Source organism: Agrobacterium sp. 33MFTa1.1, assembly GCF_004328495.1.
In the GTDB taxonomy this organism is placed as follows: Bacteria; Pseudomonadota; Alphaproteobacteria; order Rhizobiales; family Rhizobiaceae; genus Agrobacterium; species Agrobacterium pusense.
Window position 1 is genome coordinate 302,963 of the sequence record NZ_CP036360.1, and the last position, 12,848, is coordinate 315,810.

Sequence of the window (12,848 nt, forward strand, 5' to 3'; positions counted from 1 at the left end):
CTCAGGCGCGGCCCTCGGCGGGGTTAATTGGAGGATCGTTTCACATATGGCAAGGTGAACTTTCCCACTCTAGCGAAACGTAGCTAAGAGGGCCGGTAAGAACAGACCGGCACCCTCGTTACTACTTATTCATCAGAACCGCTTTTTAGTTGCCGGCGCGGTTTCGGTATTCGAGGGGATGCCAGGAGAACGTATCCGGCCCTTCTGAACGAATATAGCCAACGCCGGGGAAGGGGATATGCGGGGCCGCCACAAGTTTGCGATGTTGAGCGAAATCTTCGAAAGCTTCCTTTCGAGCTAAAGCGGCCTCTTGAGGTTTGACATCATAAAGAATTGTTACGTTCGGGTCTGGAAACTGCACGGCCGCAACATGGATCACGTCGCCAATGAAAGTGATGGATTTTTCTCTGCTTGAGACGATAAAAAAGGCGCTGCCCGGTGTATGCCCGGGGTGAAGAGACGCCCGCACGCCCGGCAGGATCGTTTCGCCGTCTCCAAAGGTTTTCACCTTGCCGAGCCGCTCATAGGCACCGATCGTTTTTGCTGCTTCGTCAAAATAACTCTCAGGATATACTGCCTTCTTTGCGTTCGACGAGTCGAGGAAGAAGCTCAGATCCGGCGCGCCGACGTGCACGGTGGCATTGCGAAACGCGGTTGACCATTTCGCACCAGACCGCCGGTGTGATCGGTGTGGATGTGTGTAATGAGTATGTCAGAGATGTCATCAGCTTTGACGCCTACACTTGCAAGGCTGTCCAGTAGTTTTCCGCCATTCCCCGGACCAAACAAATCACCGGAGCCGGTATCCACAAGAATGTTTTTGCCTGGGCTCTGGATCAGAAATGCGTTGATGGATGCTTCAACAGGGTTCGCCAGGAATGCCTTATCAAGCAGCTCCGTGGTATGGGACTGCGACGTGCCGGTCAGCAGCTTGTACAGGTCCTGGGGCACAGTTCCATCTGAAAGAGCAGTGATACGGATATCTCCCAGGGGAAAACTATAACTGTCTGTAACCTGCTGATAGTTTACAATAGCAGTTACGTTCTCTCCGGCAAACACAGGAGCAGATAATGCTGCGGCGAATGCTGCAGCGGCGAAAATCACGGGCATTTTTATGCGCATCGGTTTATTTCTCTCAACGTGGCTGTCGAATTGATGACGTCGAATTGGACGACCGACACCATGTGCATGTGTTGACTTATTGCGCCGAGACCGGGAGTCGTCCGCGGCGTCAACACCGGGTCATTTGGTGGGGCCGTTCGGAATATTTGACAGATCCGGGCAGGACGCCAATCAGAACCGGCGATGCGACCTATCGCTGTAAATGATCATAGAGGATCACCGGACTCAGGATGTACCTGCAGATGAGTCAGCCACGATGGTTCGCAGCCATTGGTGCGCCGGATCCGACGTCATGCGAGGATGCCAGAAATACTTAAGAGCAAACTCGCCGAGTTCGATTGGCGGCTTGAACAGATCAAGGCTATGCGAAAAGCGCTCCAGCAGGCGCTTTGGCAGCGTGCAAAGGCAGTCCGTTCCGGCGACAATCAGGGGCGCGAGCGCGTAGCTTTGCACCGAAACAGAAACTCTTCGACTTTTACCGTGCTCAGCCAGAACCTCATCGATCACGCCTGAAAACATTCCCCCGTTGGACGAGATTAATAGATGCTCATGGGCGCAAAACTCGTCGAGAGACAATGGTCCTCGGCCACGCGGATGACCTATTCGCTGGGCGGTCACGAGCTCGTCGGTGAATAGCCTACGGCCGATCAGGTCCAGAGGTGCATCGTTTGCAGCGCCGATATAAAGGTCAACATCGCCGCTCTCTAACTGCCGTCCTATGTGGCCCCGATCCGGAAAAACAAATCTGATGTTGATACCGGGAGCCTGCTTGTGAACGAGCGAAAGAAGCTCGGGAGCGACGATGGCCGCGGGATTGTCGGATGCCGCGATCGTGAACATCCGATCGCTTGAGGCTGGATCGAAAATATATGCCTTTCGCCCGAACTGCTTGAGACGTTCAATGAGTTGATCAAGCTCGGGTTTGAGCGCCAGCGCATGGGGCGTTGCGACAATGCCCCTCCCGGTCGAAGCTGGAGTAAACAGCGGGTCGTTCAATAGATGCCGGAGCTTGTTGAGACGACCCGACAGTGCAGACTGCGTGATGTTCAATTTTGCTGCAGCGCGTGTCACATTCTCTTCTTGCAACAACGCATCCAGTGCAAGGAGGAGGGCGATCTCCAATTGTCCGACGCGGTGTACCAAGAGCAGGCTCCTAAACTTCTATGTGATCACGTCCAAAAATAGCCAGGGTGTGAAGACGGTGGTAGCCAACCGCGGTCATCAAACCACTTGGATCGGCGCCTGCATCTCACCGCCTGCCACAGCGAGGTAAGCGAGACACATGCGTTTCATCTCATCACGAATGGCGTCCTGGTCCGAAGGTGGCAGGTTGCGTTCGAAGACATTCCTGACCGTTCCGAAGATGACGGATAGAAGTGTCAAGTTGACGAGACTGATATCGCTGTAGCGAGCATTTGGGGCGCTTAACAGCATCGCCTTGGTCGCGGCATCCATGCGTCTTGCGAACGCATCAATCAACGCCTCATTGTCCAACTCGACCGCAGAGCTGTAGAGCGCGCGCGTAACATCACTGCGCTCCATTTTTGCTTCCCAGTACGCGGTAATGAGCGCCTCGACCATTTCAGCGGTCAACCGGCCATGAAGCTTGCGGCAGGTCATTTCCACTCGCTCTGCCAAACTGTCCAGGTAGCGTTCGTTGAGCGCGTAGAGCAAGGACTGCTTGTGCGGGAAGTATTGGTACATGGTGCCGACCGAGACCCCGGCGCGCTCGGCGACCCGCGTGGTCGTCAGACGATGTGTTCCCTCCTTGATCAAAACCTGAATGGTGGCTTCGAAAATCGCATCGATTGTCGAGCTGGAACGGGCTTGACGCGGCGTTTTGCGGGCTTTGAGATGACGTGGTGGGGAGACGTCCATATGCGAATCCAAAAGGCGAATGATTCTTCATATATTTAGCCGTGCATGCTCCCAATATGCAAAGGTGATTTATGATGGATAGAACGAAAATCGCGCTCGTGACGGGCGCCAATAAAGGCATCGGCTTTGAGATCGCACGGCAACTTGCGCAAGCCGGTGTCATAGTGTTGATGAGCGCCCGCGACAGGGCGCGGGGATGGGCCGCGGCGGATGAACTGGAGCGAGGCGGCCTCGCGGTGGAGCCGATTGTCATTAATGTGAATGACGAAAAGACCATCTCCGCCGCTTCCGAGGAGATCGCAGCGCGGCATGGCCGGCTCGACATTCTCGTGAACAATGCCGGCATCGTCGACGGCGCGGACGGTCCGCCGACGCTTGGAACTGTCGCTGCGGCCCGAAGGTTGATGGAGACGAATTTCCTCGGCAGCCTAGCCGTCACGCAGGGCATGCTGCCGCTGCTGCGCAAATCCGCGGCCGGTCGCATCGTCAATGTGTCCACGACGCTCGGCTCACTTCAGGTCAACGGCGATCCGACATCGCCCTATTACGAGGCGCGGCTGATCGGCTATAATGCCTCCAAGGCGGCGCTGAACATGCTGACAGTGCAGCTTGCAGCGGAACTCAAGGGCACGTCTATTGCCGTGAATTCAATTGCGCCGGGCTATGTCCAGACCGATCTCACCGGCGGCAATGGCTACCTGACTCCGGAAGAAGGTGCGCGGCTGCCGGTGCAATATGCGCTGTTGGGCGATGGCGCCGTCTCCGGCCAGTTCGTCGCACCGGAGGGCCCCGTCGCCTGGTAATTGTGCCACGCCAGGGCCGGCTCTTGCCGACCCTACCAATCTCGGACGTCCGCCGACCTGGCCGCAACAAGTCTCGGACTTGCGCATTAACCGGCAGCACGCTGGTGGAAAACAGACCGATCGCACCAAGAGAAGAGGCCATGACCGAAATATCAGCTCCTGCCCTTTCGGAGGCGTTTGGCGCCGTCAGACCCGTCTGCGAACGTGCGCCTTTGCCGGAAAAGACTGTGCCGGAGCGGACGTCGCCACGCGGTCTGGAGCAGTTCATCACCGGCCGAACGCTCCTCACCGGAGACAGTCTGGCGTGGAACGATCTCTTCGTCCAGATCTACACGCGGCAGCAAAATCAGGACGCTTTTCTGGTGCCGGCAGTTGCCGAGCCGCTGATCGTCTGGATCATGTCGGGCGAGGCGGTGGTCGAGGAACGCGATCTGGATGGAGACTGGTCGAGCGCTCATGTGAAGGTTGGCGATTTCTTCCTGACCCGCACGGACCGGCCCTACGAGATGCGATGGCGCGCCATGGGATCTGATCCGTTTAAGGTCATGCATCTCTATATGTCAGTCCCCCTGTTCGAGCGCGTAGCCTGCGATGTTCTCGGCTGCGTAGCAGCGCCAGCCCTGCGCGATATCTCCGGTGGGCGAGACCAGCAGCTGACCCACTTTCTGCAGCTCATCCATCATGAGCTTGTGTCGGAAGGCAAGGGTAGCCAACTCTATGTCGAGGGGATGGCGCAAAGCCTTGCCGTGCATCTGATCCGCAACTACGCCGCCGGCGCGAGTGAGGAGGGGCGGCAGGCCGCGCTGCCCGGCTACAAGCTGCGGCGTGCCATGGCGCATCTCGAGGAACATCTGGCCGAACCGTTTAACCTGGCGCAACTTGCGGCCACGACCGGAATGAGCGAGTTCCATTTCAGCCGCCTGTTCAAGAACGCAACCGGCGTCTCACCCTCGCGCCATCTCATTCGCCAGCGGATCGCCAGGGCACAGCAGCTCCTGCAGGAAACGGATCTCAGCATTATCAGGGTCGGTATCGCGGTCGGTTATTCGAGCCCGAGCCATTTCGCCCAGGTATTCAAGCGCGAGACCGGCTTGCTTCCGAGCCAGTATCGCAAGCGCTGACCGCGTCGCTGCCCCGGTATCACATCTCGGGCCGGGCCGGTGGAATGAGCATGCGCGACCTGTTATCCCATCGCCAGCAGGTGTGACCCTTCAGTTGTGTTCCGCCCCACCATCGATTGATGCCGCGGACCTTCACGATATCCGTTTCGCCGGCGAGTACGCTGCGGCCCAGAGCCGTCAATGCCAGCTGGCTGTCGCGAAAGGCGTCCAAGGCATCGACATCATCGGCGAAGTCGTCTTCGCCAAGTCGCCCGTTGAGGCCCTCGATGAGCGGAGCCGCGCCGGAGGCCAGGGAACTGAGCAGCGCAACGGTCTGCGGGAGCGCGATCAGCGGTGACGGAGATTGGGCGAAGACGCCCGCGATATCACCGACTCGGCGTGGCCTGGCGACGATAGTCTCCAGAACCAGGTGCTCGCACGCGCCGAGGCCGGTATCGGCGCGCGGAAGATCGTCCAGCAGCGCGTCCCACGCCTGATGCATGGCGGGAAAATGGGCCAGATCCTCAGGCGAAAGACTCAACCACGCCTCGGGCGACGGAGCGGCATAGGCGGACCAGATTGCCCTTGCGGCGGTCATATGCGCGTCATCCACTTCGACCGGTAGTGCCACGGTATCGGGCGGCGTACCGCTATCCACATGGGCCCATCGCAACGGTCCATGCCGGAGATGGATCTTGCCGCCATCCAGCCCGGCGGCACAGGCCCTGGTCAGTAGTAGGGCCATGAGAAGCTGACTGTTAGGATCGGGGTCGACGTAGATCTCTACGCGATCGGCGGCATCCAGGCGGGACAGGACGCAGGTCTCATCCAGCTTCGCGCCCTCGGATGCCAGGGGCGTACGGATCAGCCGGAGCGGCAAAGAGACGATCTGCGGCTGGGATGTAGAGCGTGAATGATGTGCCTTGAGATATCCGGCAGCGCTGTCATCGGAGGTCAGGCAAAGTAGATTTTGCATGCCTTCAGTTCCTTATCCTCGCAGTTCATTCCGCCCGCTTGCAGGTGCAGAGCGGCCCGCCTCTTTGCCTCCCGGAGCTACGCATAACACCATCTCCTGGCGATCGCGAACTTTCGCGCAAGATCGCAATAGGCGGAGCAAGAGCACGAGAGAAGGGGCCTGCCGTCCGCCCCATCTTCTTCCTTGTCAACACGCAACCGCCGCCTGATCGGTGGCCAAGACAAGGAGTGAAGACGATGACTAACCTCAATGGAAAGATTGCACTCGTAACTGGCGCCTCGAGCGGCATCGGCGCTGCCACCGCCATCAAGCTCGCGAAGGCCGGAGTCAAGGTCGGCATTGCCGCCCGCCGCACCGAAAAGCTCGAGGATATCAAGCAGCAGATCGGAGCCAACGGTGGTCAAGCTCTGGTTCTGCAGATGGACGTGGTCGATCCGGCCTCGGTCGAAGCAGGCGTCAAGACGCTGATCGATACCCACGGTGCAATCGACATCCTCGTCAACAATGCAGGCCTGATGCCGCTCTCCGATATCGATCAGTTCAAGGTCAATGAGTGGCACCGGATGGTGGATGTGAATGTGAAGGGCCTGTTCAACACGACGGCCGCCGTCCTGCCTCAGATGATCAAGCAGCGGTCCGGGCACGTCTTCAACATGTCCTCGATTGCGGGTCGCAAGGTGTTCAAGGGATTGTCTGTCTACTGCGCCACCAAGCATGCAGTAGCCGCCTTTTCGGATGGTCTGCGCATGGAGGTGGGGCCGAAGCACAATATCCGGGTTACCTGCATTCAGCCGGGTGCTGTCGCAACCGAGCTCTACGATCACATCACCGATCCCGGCTACCGCCAGCAGATGGATGACCTCGCCGGCCAGATGACCTTCCTCAATGGTGAGGACATCGGCGACACCATCGTCTTTGCTGCGCAGGCCCCGGCGCATGTCGATGTTGCCGAGCTATTCGTCCTGCCCGTGGAACAGGGTTGGTGATGCACCGCCCTTTTGGCCCCTGCCATTGCGCAGGGGTCCCGAAGGAAATCCAGATGTCCGAAGGAGATCGAGATGAAGGAACTACCCGCATCGCAGGTTTATCGCCTGCTTGAACCTGGCCCGATCGTGATGGTATCGACGCTCGACAACGGCAGGCCCAATGTCATGACCATGGGTTTCCACATGATGATTCAGCACGATCCGCCGCTCATCGGATGTGTGATCGGCCCGTGGGATCACAGCTATCAGGCGCTTCGTAACACCGGTGAATGCGTGATCGCCGTGCCCGGACTGGATCTGGCCGAAACCGTCGTCGATATCGGAAACTGTTCCGGCGCGGATGTCGAGAAGTTCGAGAGATTTGGCCTCGAGACCAAGCCCGCGGAGCAGGTCTCAGCTCCGCTTCTCGAAGATTGCCTGGCCAACATCGAATGCGTGGTAATCGATGACAGGCTGCTCGATCCCTACAACCTCTTCATCCTTGAGGCGAAGAGAATCTGGCTCAACGAAAGCCGGACGGAACGGCGAACCCTGCACCATCGCGGGGATGGGACCTTCGCCGTCGATAACGGCACGCTCGACCTGAACCACCGTATGGTCAAGTGGCGTCACCTGCCGTGAGCACCGTGCGCCAGGCCGTTGCCTCATTTGAAACCACCATGGAAGGAATATCCGATGACGAACATCGCCAACAAGATCGTCCTTATCACCGGAGCGAGCAGCGGGATAGGCGAAGCGACCGCGCGCACTCTCGCCACTTCAGGCGCTGCCGTTGTGCTGGGGGCAAGACGAACGGATCGTCTCGAAAAGCTTGCCGAGGACATTACCGCTGCCGGGGGTAGGGCAATCTACAGAAGCCTTGATGTGACTTCTCGTGAGAGCGTCCGGTCGTTCGCGGATGCGGCAGTGCAGGAGTTCGGCCGGATCGACGTGATCATTAATAATGCCGGCATCATGCCGCTGTCACCCATGGCATCTCTGAAGGTGGACGAGTGGGACCGGATGATCGACGTCAACATTAAGGGCGTCCTGCATGGCATTGCAGCGGTTCTGCCATTGATGAACAGGCAGGGATCCGGTCAGATCATCAATATCTCGTCGATCGGCGGCTTTGCCGTCTCGCCGACGGCCGCCGTTTACTGCGCCACCAAATATGCAGTTCGCGCGATCTCGGACGGGCTGCGCCAGGAGAACGACAAGCTCCGCGTCACCTGCATCTATCCAGGTGTGGTGGAATCTGAACTGGCCAACACGATCACCGATCCGGTGGCGGCGCAGGCCATGGAGAGTTATCGCCAGATCGCTTTGAAGCCCGAGGCGATAGCAGCGGCCATCATGCATGTCATAGACCAGCCTGACGAGGTGGACACGAGCGACATCGTCGTTCGACCGACGGCCAGTGCCTGAAACCCGGCACCTCATCCGGCTCTGCTGTGGTCCTGCAGCATCGCTCGCGTTGTGACGCACGCCGATGCGGGTCTACTCAGTCCCCGTGCGGCCGGCGGACACGGTACTGCCGCAAGGTGAGGATATAGCCTTTGCCTGAGACGGCATCAGTTGATCGAGCGTCACCTGGCCAAATCGCTCCAGCAGCAGGCTTTCCGCCCGCCGCATCGTCTCCGCCAGCGCCGAATTGACGGCCTCTTCGATCTTGCATTCCGGATGCCTGCCACGCGAGCCGATGGCAAAGAGCGTTGGCCGCTCCAGGGCTTCATAGACGGCTAAGAGCGTGATCTCCTTAAGGGGCCGCGCAAGTTGCCAGCCGCCGCCGTGCCCCTTGCCCGACATGACGTGACCGGCGCGACGCAAACCCGCCATCGTCCTGCGGAATACCGCAGGGTTGGTACCCATACTTCGGGCCAGAACCTCCGATGTCAGCGGTTCCTTCACCTGCGCCATGTGCAATAGCACATGCAGCACGTCAGAAAGTCTCGTATCCCTGTTCATTGCCCGGCCTCGGTCCATGCGATCATCATCCTGCACATCATGTAGCACCACTTGATACAAGAAGCGAAAGCATGTTACGTATCCTCAACTGATACAGAAACCGGTTTGTCATGCGCAGCAATCCCAATCCATTCCCCAATCCGGCGGCCGTGAGCGACTACGTTCTTGAGACGCCGCGCAAGGTGCCAGGGCTTGCAGACCTTCACAAAATGGCAGCGCTGCTTCTTGCCGAACAGGCGCGGGGTCCTGCCGATATTCTCGTCGTGGGTGCCGGCGGCGGCCTGGAGATCCGGGCAATGGCGGAGATGCGACCGGACTGGCGATTTACCGGCGTCGATCCCTCGCCTGCCATGCTCGACATCGCTCGACAAACGACATCGATTTGCGCCGAGCGAACGCATCTTATTCACGGAACGGCGGTTGATGCACCCGCCGGTCCCTTCGATGGGGCAGTGTGTCTCCTGACACTCCATTTCCTCGATAGGCGTGAGCGGCTGGAGACTCTCCGGGAGATCCGCGGGCGTCTGAAGCCGGGCGGCGTTTTGGTTGCTGCCCATCACACTGAGATCGATGGACAAGCGTACCTCTGGCTGGAGAGATCTGCGGAATTTGCCGTGGGCCCGACTTCGGCGCCCGGACAGGCAGCAGCCTCGGCCAAGGCGATGGCCGAGCGGCTGCCGCTGCTTTCGCAGGACCGGGAAGAAGCGTGCTTTCGCGAAGCGGGCTTCAAGCATCCAAGCCTGTTCTACGCCGCTCTTTCGTTCCGCGGCTGGGTCATGATCGCCTGATGCTGCGAACAACGCCCTGTCGATAAGGAGGGATCAGCTTGATCGAAATCTTCAATTTCGCCTTTGGGCCTTATCCGCAAAGGTTGAATATCTACCTGGCAGAAAAGCAGCCTGGGGGCGTCGCCATGACAGTGTATGCGCAGCCGGATACGCTTGCAAACATGCCTCCGCCCGAGATCGGGGCTCTTACTCCCATGGGATCTCTTCCCATCCTGAGGCATGCCGATGGCACCGTCATCGGCCAATCGCTGGCGATCCTCGACTATATCGAGGACACAATTCCGGATCCCGATATGCGGGGGAAAACGCCGGCTGTGCGGGCGAAGGTGCGCCAATGCGTTTACATGTTCGATGAGGCCCTGACATTCTTCGGTCTTTGGGCGCGCCACGGCAGTGTGCTTGGGCAAGGCGCGGTGCGATCGAGTCGGGAGGTCGCCGAAATCGGCGCCGACCGGTATATCGGGCAGTTGCGGCTTGTCGAAAGCTTGATGCCCGAAGAGCGGTTCATTGCCGGTCAATACGTCACGCTGGCTGACTGCGTGGCCATGGCGACGCTGCAATACGCGAGCGATTTTTACGCCGTACCGATCCCGCCCGAGTGCGTTAAGCTCCAAACTTGGTTCGATCGTTTCAGTCAGCGCCCCAGCGCCAAGCGGCCATCCTATCCCGAGGAGCAGCGGGGGAAGGCATTCGGCTTGATGGACCAGACCGGTGTCCGGTTTTAACGTGCGTCCCGTCCTTAGGATATGCTTTAGGCGGCTGAAAACACAATGCAAGCAGTCGTTTATGGTGACCGGACATCGGTTCGATTCCCATCAAGAGCTAGATTGCTTGAGAGATAAATCTGAACAACCTGGCACACATATATTCATTGCCTAACAGCTCGGAGAAAGAACGACACCCCCAGTCTTGGCTGTCGTCCTCTCTCGACTGCGCTGCTTGCCTCGTTGCCTAGAAACCGTCCGCTTTGCAAAGAGGTCACTGGACGACTAGCGCAGGTTTAGGGGAGGTCGCGCAGCGGTGTCTGACTGTCTGAATTTCGCGGATCGGGTTAGGCTTTCTGGCCTGCAGCTTCCAGGATAAGCTCCGCGACCTCGTCCGGGTGCGAGATCAGCGAGAGATGGCTGGCTTTCAATTCGATTGCCTTTGCGTCCATGCGTTTGGCGAGAAAGCGCTGCAGGTCCGGGTTGATCGTGCGGTCCTCGCTCGACACCGCGTAATAGCTGAGCTTGTGGCGCCAAGCGGCTTCGGTAACTTTGCCTGAGAGTAGCGTCTTCTGGAAAGGATACTGCGTTGCATACAGCACCTTCGCGCGGGCCGTGGGAATGTCACCGGCGAAGTCCTCGAGGAACGCCTTCTCGCTAAGTCTTCCTTCCTCACCGTCGAAAACAATTCTGGCAGAAGCGGGGGGAGTAGGGAAGGTTTTCGCTAAAGCGCCGAAATCCTCGTTTGCGTCGGGTGCACGGGCGGCGACGTACACGAGAGCCGACACATTAGGATGCATGCCGGCCTGAGTTACAATCATTCCCCCAAATGAGTGCCCTACCAATACTGTTGGCCCATCCTGCCGCGCCAGTACTCGCTCCGCAGCAGCAACCGATTCCGAGAGAGTAGTCAGAGGGTTCTGCACGGATGTGATGTTCAAGCCCTCGGGCTGCAGCCTCGATATCACTTCGCTCCAGCAGGAACCATCTGCGAATAGCCCATGGACGAAGACAACGTTACGGGCCTTTTCTGGGTGGCCGGCCGCCGATGCGGCCATGCCTTTGGTTGAAAGCATTGATGCTGCCGCGCCGGCAAGCATAGCAGTGGAAAATGTGCGCCTGTTCATGATCATTCCGGACTTCCTTTCATCGTAAAGCACATGCTTCGGAGGAGTCTTTCGTTGGGAATTCCCCAATCTTACATCGTCACGACTATGTGATCGGCGCGTAAATTCGAATAAATTCGCGATACGACGTAACAACGGGTCTCGTCCAACCGAAAGCATGGGTGCATGGACACACGGGAAGACAGATGGGCGAAAGCGATGCGCGCAGAACGCACTGGAGATAGCGCTGCCTACGAGGCGTTTCTCAGGGCTTTCGCCGCTTCGGTGCGGCGGATCGCCGAGGCGCATTTGCGATATATGGGCTTCAGTCTCTACGAGGCAGAGGATGTCGTACAGGAAGTGCTCATAGCAGTACATACCCGTCGCCACCAATGGGATACGAAGCGGTCTCTGCTTCCCTGGTTGAACGCAATCACGCGCTACAAGATCATTGACGCCAGCCGGCGCTTGGGCCGAGACGCACGCATGCGCGTCGATTTGACCGAAGAGCAGTGGGCCGGATTGTTCTCATCTGAGGGGGTCGTCGATCCTGAACGCAATCCGGCAGATGTCGAAAAACTAATCTCCGCCTTGCCCCCTGGCGAACAGGCTGCTGTCCGAGCCATCGGGCTTGAGGGTGCCTCTACCAAAGAGGCCGCGGCGCGCATCGGTTCCACCGAGGGAGCGGTGCGCGTCGCCTTCCATCGCTCGTTGAAGAAACTAATGGCGGCAACACAGAGAAGGGGCCCCGGGCATGAATGACAATCGACAGCCAACGGACGATCTTATTCGAGGGCTTGCAGCGCAAGCTGGTAAAGGTTCGTCACTTTTGCTCCGTCTCTCGATCGTCCTTCCTGTCGCGCTGGTCTTTTCGATCCTGGCAGCGACTGGCGTCGTGGTGATGATCGCCGGACCTCGCTCCGACCTCATGCAGATACTCCCGACATGGACGTTCCTGTTCAAAGTCATCGGCATGGTTCTTGTAGCTGCCGGCGGGTTTCAGCTTGTTTTGACAGTGGTCCAGCCGGGCCAGGCGCCTCGCACGGTTCTTTTTCTTGCTCCAGCATTGATGTTCCTGCTTACCGGAGCTCTGTTTGATCGGAGCGGCTTTCCCCTGCTTGGGGTTCACACCTACTCCGTGCCAAAATGTGCGGGTACTATCATCATGGCTTCCACCCCGGCGCTCGCCGCTATTTTTTCTGCGATGCGAGCCGGAACGCCCACGCGCCTCAGCCAGGCTGGCGCTTTTGCCGGTTTCCTTGCAGGTTCCGTGGGTGGTCTCGCCTATACCATCGCCTGCCTCAACGATGGCGCTGCCTTTGTGGCGGTATGGTATTCGATCGCCATTGCATGTGTAACGGCACTGGGAGCGTTAATCGGGCCCAAACTGTTGAGGTGGTAGCAAGGTCAGTTTGGTAATAGATGCTATTCTCCCTTC

At 58.7% G+C, this 12,848-nt stretch carries 16 protein-coding genes; 9 read left to right on the forward strand and 7 right to left on the reverse strand.

Going from position 1 to position 12,848, the window contains the following annotated elements; translation table 11 throughout:
• Positions 1 to 145: 145 nt before the first annotated feature.
• The 4 genes from EYD00_RS26280 to EYD00_RS24800 all read right to left on the reverse strand — a co-directional run bounded on the left by EYD00_RS26280 (position 146) and on the right by EYD00_RS24800 (position 3,000).
• Positions 146 to 634: an MBL fold metallo-hydrolase gene (locus EYD00_RS26280; protein ID WP_353505119.1), complete on the reverse strand. Its 489-nt coding sequence runs from the start codon at positions 632 to 634 to the stop codon at positions 146 to 148.
• Entirely contained in the window at positions 610 to 1,122 is a 513-nt protein-coding gene (locus tag EYD00_RS26285) for an MBL fold metallo-hydrolase (protein WP_353505120.1), read from the reverse strand. Before EYD00_RS26285 ends, EYD00_RS26280 begins: the two co-directional genes overlap by 25 nt.
• A gap of 225 nt (positions 1,123 to 1,347) precedes the next feature.
• Positions 1,348 to 2,265, reverse strand: coding sequence for a LysR family transcriptional regulator (locus EYD00_RS24795; RefSeq protein ID WP_022557111.1), 918 nt, complete (start codon positions 2,263 to 2,265; stop codon positions 1,348 to 1,350).
• 78 nt (positions 2,266 to 2,343) lie between these two features.
• A complete protein-coding gene (locus tag EYD00_RS24800; RefSeq protein WP_022557112.1) occupies positions 2,344 to 3,000 on the reverse strand; it encodes a TetR/AcrR family transcriptional regulator in 657 nt (218 codons plus the stop codon).
• A gap of 74 nt (positions 3,001 to 3,074) precedes the next feature.
• On the opposite strand from EYD00_RS24800, the gene EYD00_RS24805 reads away from it, so the two are divergent.
• Positions 3,075 to 3,803, forward strand: a complete 729-nt coding sequence (locus EYD00_RS24805) for an SDR family oxidoreductase (protein ID WP_081859595.1) — start codon at positions 3,075 to 3,077, stop codon at positions 3,801 to 3,803.
• Between the two features lie 140 nt (positions 3,804 to 3,943).
• The gene (locus EYD00_RS24810; RefSeq protein ID WP_081859579.1) at positions 3,944 to 4,924 is read left to right on the forward strand and encodes a helix-turn-helix domain-containing protein; all 981 of its coding nucleotides are present in this window, start codon (positions 3,944 to 3,946) and stop codon (positions 4,922 to 4,924) included.
• A 19-nt stretch (positions 4,925 to 4,943) separates the two neighbouring features.
• Here the strand turns inward: EYD00_RS24810 and EYD00_RS24815 are convergent, their stop codons facing one another.
• Complete coding sequence (locus EYD00_RS24815) at positions 4,944 to 5,879, reverse strand: hypothetical protein (protein WP_034499599.1); 936 nt, start codon at positions 5,877 to 5,879, stop codon at positions 4,944 to 4,946.
• A 236-nt stretch (positions 5,880 to 6,115) separates the two neighbouring features.
• Here EYD00_RS24815 and EYD00_RS24820 point away from each other — a divergent pair, with 236 nt between their 5' ends.
• The 3 genes from EYD00_RS24820 (at position 6,116) to EYD00_RS24830 (ending at position 8,272) form a co-directional block, all read left to right on the forward strand.
• The gene (locus EYD00_RS24820; RefSeq protein WP_022557116.1) at positions 6,116 to 6,865 is read left to right on the forward strand and encodes an SDR family oxidoreductase; all 750 of its coding nucleotides are present in this window, start codon (positions 6,116 to 6,118) and stop codon (positions 6,863 to 6,865) included.
• A 72-nt stretch (positions 6,866 to 6,937) separates the two neighbouring features.
• Positions 6,938 to 7,486 carry a flavin reductase family protein gene (locus EYD00_RS24825; protein ID WP_022557117.1) on the forward strand — a complete coding sequence of 183 codons (549 nt, stop codon included), beginning with the start codon at positions 6,938 to 6,940 and terminating at the stop codon, positions 7,484 to 7,486.
• A 54-nt stretch (positions 7,487 to 7,540) separates the two neighbouring features.
• Positions 7,541 to 8,272 (forward strand): SDR family oxidoreductase, encoded by a 732-nt coding sequence (locus EYD00_RS24830; RefSeq protein ID WP_034499601.1) that lies wholly within the window; start codon positions 7,541 to 7,543, stop codon positions 8,270 to 8,272.
• A gap of 72 nt (positions 8,273 to 8,344) precedes the next feature.
• Here EYD00_RS24830 and EYD00_RS24835 read toward each other — a convergent pair whose 3' ends face one another.
• On the reverse strand, positions 8,345 to 8,812 hold the full coding sequence (locus tag EYD00_RS24835; RefSeq protein WP_034499934.1) for an Rrf2 family transcriptional regulator: 468 nt from the start codon (positions 8,810 to 8,812) through the stop codon (positions 8,345 to 8,347).
• Between the two features lie 110 nt (positions 8,813 to 8,922).
• On the opposite strand from EYD00_RS24835, the gene EYD00_RS24840 reads away from it, so the two are divergent.
• Complete coding sequence (locus tag EYD00_RS24840) at positions 8,923 to 9,600, forward strand: class I SAM-dependent methyltransferase (protein WP_034499602.1); 678 nt, start codon at positions 8,923 to 8,925, stop codon at positions 9,598 to 9,600.
• A gap of 38 nt (positions 9,601 to 9,638) precedes the next feature.
• On the forward strand, positions 9,639 to 10,325 hold the full coding sequence (locus tag EYD00_RS24845; protein WP_034499604.1) for a glutathione S-transferase family protein: 687 nt from the start codon (positions 9,639 to 9,641) through the stop codon (positions 10,323 to 10,325).
• A 326-nt stretch (positions 10,326 to 10,651) separates the two neighbouring features.
• Here the strand turns inward: EYD00_RS24845 and EYD00_RS24850 are convergent, their stop codons facing one another.
• Positions 10,652 to 11,437, reverse strand: coding sequence for an alpha/beta fold hydrolase (locus tag EYD00_RS24850; protein WP_034499606.1), 786 nt, complete (start codon positions 11,435 to 11,437; stop codon positions 10,652 to 10,654).
• Positions 11,438 to 11,629: 192 nt separating this feature from the next.
• Between EYD00_RS24850 and EYD00_RS24855 the strand changes: the two genes are divergently transcribed.
• Both EYD00_RS24855 and EYD00_RS24860 read left to right on the forward strand, forming a co-directional pair.
• Positions 11,630 to 12,172 carry a sigma-70 family RNA polymerase sigma factor gene (locus tag EYD00_RS24855; protein ID WP_048903003.1) on the forward strand — a complete coding sequence of 181 codons (543 nt, stop codon included), beginning with the start codon at positions 11,630 to 11,632 and terminating at the stop codon, positions 12,170 to 12,172.
• The gene (locus EYD00_RS24860) at positions 12,165 to 12,812 is read left to right on the forward strand and encodes an NrsF family protein (protein ID WP_022557124.1); all 648 of its coding nucleotides are present in this window, start codon (positions 12,165 to 12,167) and stop codon (positions 12,810 to 12,812) included. Before EYD00_RS24855 ends, EYD00_RS24860 begins: the two co-directional genes overlap by 8 nt.
• Positions 12,813 to 12,848 lie beyond the last annotated feature (36 nt).

Coding starts and splice junctions, on each gene's coding strand:
- EYD00_RS24820 (WP_022557116.1), top strand. CDS start 6,116: ATGACTAACCTCAATGGAAAGATTGCACTCGTAACTGGCGCCTCGAGC.
- EYD00_RS24810 (WP_081859579.1), top strand. CDS start 3,944: ATGACCGAAATATCAGCTCCTGCCCTTTCGGAGGCGTTTGGCGCCGTC.
- EYD00_RS24840 (WP_034499602.1), top strand. CDS start 8,923: ATGCGCAGCAATCCCAATCCATTCCCCAATCCGGCGGCCGTGAGCGAC.
- EYD00_RS24825 (WP_022557117.1), top strand. CDS start 6,938: ATGAAGGAACTACCCGCATCGCAGGTTTATCGCCTGCTTGAACCTGGC.
- EYD00_RS24860 (WP_022557124.1), top strand. CDS start 12,165: ATGAATGACAATCGACAGCCAACGGACGATCTTATTCGAGGGCTTGCA.
- EYD00_RS24850 (WP_034499606.1), bottom strand. CDS start 11,437: ATGATCATGAACAGGCGCACATTTTCCACTGCTATGCTTGCCGGCGCG.
- EYD00_RS24830 (WP_034499601.1), top strand. CDS start 7,541: ATGACGAACATCGCCAACAAGATCGTCCTTATCACCGGAGCGAGCAGC.
- EYD00_RS24815 (WP_034499599.1), bottom strand. CDS start 5,879: ATGCAAAATCTACTTTGCCTGACCTCCGATGACAGCGCTGCCGGATAT.
- EYD00_RS24800 (WP_022557112.1), bottom strand. CDS start 3,000: ATGGACGTCTCCCCACCACGTCATCTCAAAGCCCGCAAAACGCCGCGT.
- EYD00_RS26285 (WP_353505120.1), bottom strand. CDS start 1,122: ATGCGCATAAAAATGCCCGTGATTTTCGCCGCTGCAGCATTCGCCGCA.
- EYD00_RS24835 (WP_034499934.1), bottom strand. CDS start 8,812: ATGAACAGGGATACGAGACTTTCTGACGTGCTGCATGTGCTATTGCAC.
- EYD00_RS24855 (WP_048903003.1), top strand. CDS start 11,630: ATGCGCGCAGAACGCACTGGAGATAGCGCTGCCTACGAGGCGTTTCTC.
- EYD00_RS24805 (WP_081859595.1), top strand. CDS start 3,075: ATGGATAGAACGAAAATCGCGCTCGTGACGGGCGCCAATAAAGGCATC.